Source organism: Streptomyces calidiresistens, assembly GCF_014141525.1.
Taxonomy (GTDB): domain Bacteria; phylum Actinomycetota; class Actinomycetes; order Streptomycetales; family Streptomycetaceae; genus Streptomyces; species Streptomyces calidiresistens.
The window spans coordinates 1-3,190 of sequence record NZ_VKHS01000648.1; the positions used below are offsets into that span (position 1 = coordinate 1).

Below are 3,190 nucleotides of genomic sequence, written 5' to 3' on the forward strand. Positions count from 1 at the left end.
GGGCCCGACGGCAGGGGCGGGGGGGACACCTCCGGAAACGGACGAACGCCCGGTCACGGCCCCGGATCGGTCGGGGGCTGCACCGGGATCGTGCTGTTCGGGGAAGGCGGGGGTACGGTCGCCGTCGGGGTCCGGGCGTCCGCCGTCACCGGCGGCCTCGTCGTGATCCACTGCTGCCCACCTCCCCTCGGGCTGCGCGGTTGCCGGTTCGCGTCCGGGAGGGCGCGAACCGGAGGGAGCCGCGCGACGAGCCGTGCGCGCGACATCGGGATGTCTTCATCGTAAGAAGCCGTGACTTCCGGGTGACTGGAGCGGGGACGAAAGCGGCGTGTCGGGCACGGCCCGGCGGGGATCAGGGGTCGAGCGGCACGGCCGTCACCACCAGATTGCTCAGGTACCCGCCGCGCTCCCGGTCGTAGGGCCCGGCGCAGGTGATCAGGGTGAGCACCGGCGGGCCGTCACGACGGAACAACTCGGCGGGCAGGGCGCGCTTCTCGATCAACTCGCGGGCGACGACCTCGTAGCGAAGAGGCCCCGCCCCGTCGCGTCGAACGGTGACGACATCCCCGGCGCGCACGTCGTACAGGGCGGCCATGGCGCCCCGCTCCCCGCCGGTGGCGTCGACGTGGCCGGCGACGACCGCGGAGCCCGCCGGGGCGCCGGGAGCCGGACCGAAGCGGTACCAGCCGGCACGGGAGACGTCCTCGGGTATCTCCATGGTGCGGTCGTCGTTGACGCCGACCGGGTCGAGCGGGGCGTCCAGACCCACCCGGGCGAGCGAAACCCCGGTGGGATCGGATCCCGCCGCCTCGACGGCCTCGGCGGTGTCGGGGGAGTCGGGGGAGTCGGTACCGGCCGACCCCCCCGACCCGGCGGAGGTGGGCGGCGACGCAGAATCCCCAGCCGCGCCGCCGCCCGGTCCGGTGCCCCTCCCCGGGTCCGGGTCCGCCGTGACCTCGGCACGACTGCCGAAATCACCGGGGGCGCCACGACCCGAGAGGAGCAGGACGAGGACGACGGCGAGGGCGGTGACCGCCACCAACACGATGCACAGGGCCGGCATCGCCGATGGACGGCCGCGCCGCTCGGTGCCCGTCATCGCTTTCCGTCCTCGTCTTCCGTGGGTGGTCGATGGGTGGTGGAGGGTTTTCCCGTGGTGTTCCCGGGCCCCTCGGGAGGACCCACCGGGACCGGGGAGCGGGGGGAGGCCGTCGCCCCCGCTCCGCCGGCCGTCGGTGCGGGGCCGCCCGGCCCCCGAGGGGGGTGAGTGGTGGTGAGGGGCCGGGCGGCCCTTCCCGGTCCGACCGGGAGTGCGGACCGGGGGATCGGGGCGGCGTCGGGCGCCGCGCGATCGTCGGATGCGGCGGGGGTGCCGGGCACTTCTCCGATCAGTTCTGCTCGACGGAGCGCCGGCGGACCAGGGCGAGACCGGCGACACCGGCCAGGGCCGCGGCGGCTCCCACGCCCCACAGCGCGGCCTCGGTGGTGGAGTTCAGCGGGGCCATGGTGCCGCTGCCGCCGGCGTCCACGCCGCCGGGCGCGGAGTGCAGGTCGTCGATGGTCTGGACGGCGAGGTCGAGGGTGCCGTCCTCGGCGCTGCCCCAGGCGTAGACGATGGTGGAGACGCCCTCGGTGAGGTCGAGGTCGACCGGGCCGAGCGCCACGTCCTCGGTACCGGCGAGGACCACGTCGGCGTTCACGGTGCCGGCGGGCAGGTCGGCGGAGGCCTCGTTCGGGTTCTCCAGGCCCTCGAAGACGGGGTCGCCACCGGCGCGGACGTCCACGGCGGGGGCCGCGGCCACGTGCCGGACGGTCAGCCGGCTCTCACCGGCGGCTATCTCGGAGGTGTCGTTGACGAAGGCCGTCAGCTGCGGGTCGCCCTCGGCGGAGAGGTGGGCCGCCACGGTGGCGTTGGCCCCGCCGGGCACCTCGACGGTCTCCTCGATGGCCGGGTCGGCCTCGTCCGGGTCGGCGCCGGCCTCGTAGACGGCCAGGTCGTAGCTGCCGGCGGGCAGCTCCAGCGGGTCGGTGAGGGTGCCGGGCTCGAAGTCGGGGAGGAGGACCTCGCCGTTGGCGTAGACGTCCACGGTCAGGCCCGGGACGCCGTGCAGCACGGACACGGTGGCGGTGTCGTCCCCGTGCTCCTCGGCGCCGGCCGGGATGGCCAGGCCGAGGGTGAGGGCGCACGAACCGGCGGCGGCGACCAGAAAGGAGGCACTGCGCGAGTAGTTCATCATTTTTCCCCTTCGCGGCGTTCTCCACCGTGATGTGGAGGTTCATCCCGTGCTTCCGGGGGAGGGGCCGGCACGGATGCACCGAGTTCGAAAATTTCCCCGGAGTCGGCGCCGGCGGTGCCCGGGAACTCCCGCCGGCGGACCCGGGCGTCCCGGAGGTGCGGACCCTCCCGCAGGGGGCGCGGCAGGGAGATCAGGCAGCGGCGCAACGACCGTGCCCCGGCCCCCGCCAGTCGGTCCACCGCCGGATGGGCGGGCAGGCCGTACATCCGGCGGGCCCACGGCGGCAGCAGGGCGACCGCCAGACGGATGAGCCCCGCCCACAGCGGACGGGCGCCCCGGGCCGCCCCCGGCAGCGGGGGCGCGAAGGCGAAGCGGGCGGCCTCCAACGCGGCCGGCCCCGCCCGCAGGGTGCCGCCGGAGCGCATGTCCTCCAGGTAGCGCTCCAGGGCCGCCGTGTCCTCGGGCAGCGGATGGCCCTCCGGCACACCGACCAGTCGTGCGACGCCGGCCTGTTCGGCGAGGTACCGGTCGGCCTCGGCGGGCGTCAGGCGCAGCCCGGCGCGGGTGGTGACCTCCAGGAAGGAGGAGACCTCGCTGGTGTGCACCCACACGAGGAGGTCGGGGTCGGCCGCGTGGTAGGGCAGCCCGGTCTCCGGGTCGGTGCCGTGCACGGTGGTGTGCACGCGCCGGACGCGGTCGATCACCTCCCGGGCCTCGGGTCCGGTCCCGTAGGTGACCGCGCCGATGAAGAACGCCGTGCGGTACAGCCGTCCCCAGGGGTCCTCGCGATAGGTCGAGTGGCGGGAGACCCCGGCCATCGCGAGGGGGTGGAGGGCCTGCAGCAGCAGGGCGCGGAGGCCGGCCAGGCCCATGGCGGGGTCGGCGTGGACCCGCCAGGAGACGGTGTCCGGCCCGAAGAGTCCGACGGCGGGCAACGGGCCGAGGGGCGGGAG

General features: G+C 75.5%; 3 protein-coding genes. All 3 read right to left on the reverse strand.

The features are described from left to right. Window positions 1-352: 352 nt before the first annotated feature. Window positions 353-1,099, reverse strand: coding sequence for a class F sortase (locus FOE67_RS20930; RefSeq protein ID WP_182666388.1), 747 nt, complete (start codon window positions 1,097-1,099; stop codon window positions 353-355). Window positions 1,100-1,388: 289 nt separating this feature from the next. Continuing rightward, window positions 1,389-2,234: a DUF4397 domain-containing protein gene (locus FOE67_RS20935; RefSeq protein ID WP_438874272.1), complete on the reverse strand. Its 846-nt coding sequence runs from the start codon at window positions 2,232-2,234 to the stop codon at window positions 1,389-1,391. Next, window positions 2,234-3,190, reverse strand: a 957-nt coding sequence (locus FOE67_RS20940; RefSeq protein WP_228474124.1) for an oxygenase MpaB family protein, incomplete at its 5' end; no start/stop codon positions are given. The genes FOE67_RS20940 and FOE67_RS20935, both read right to left, overlap by 1 nt.

Bases quoted from the DNA above. Each gene is read 5' to 3' on its own strand.
- FOE67_RS20930 (WP_182666388.1), bottom strand. From the start codon at position 1,099: ATGACGGGCACCGAGCGGCGCGGCCGTCCATCGGCGATGCCGGCCCTG.
- FOE67_RS20935 (WP_438874272.1), bottom strand. From the start codon at position 2,234: ATGAACTACTCGCGCAGTGCCTCCTTTCTGGTCGCCGCCGCCGGTTCG.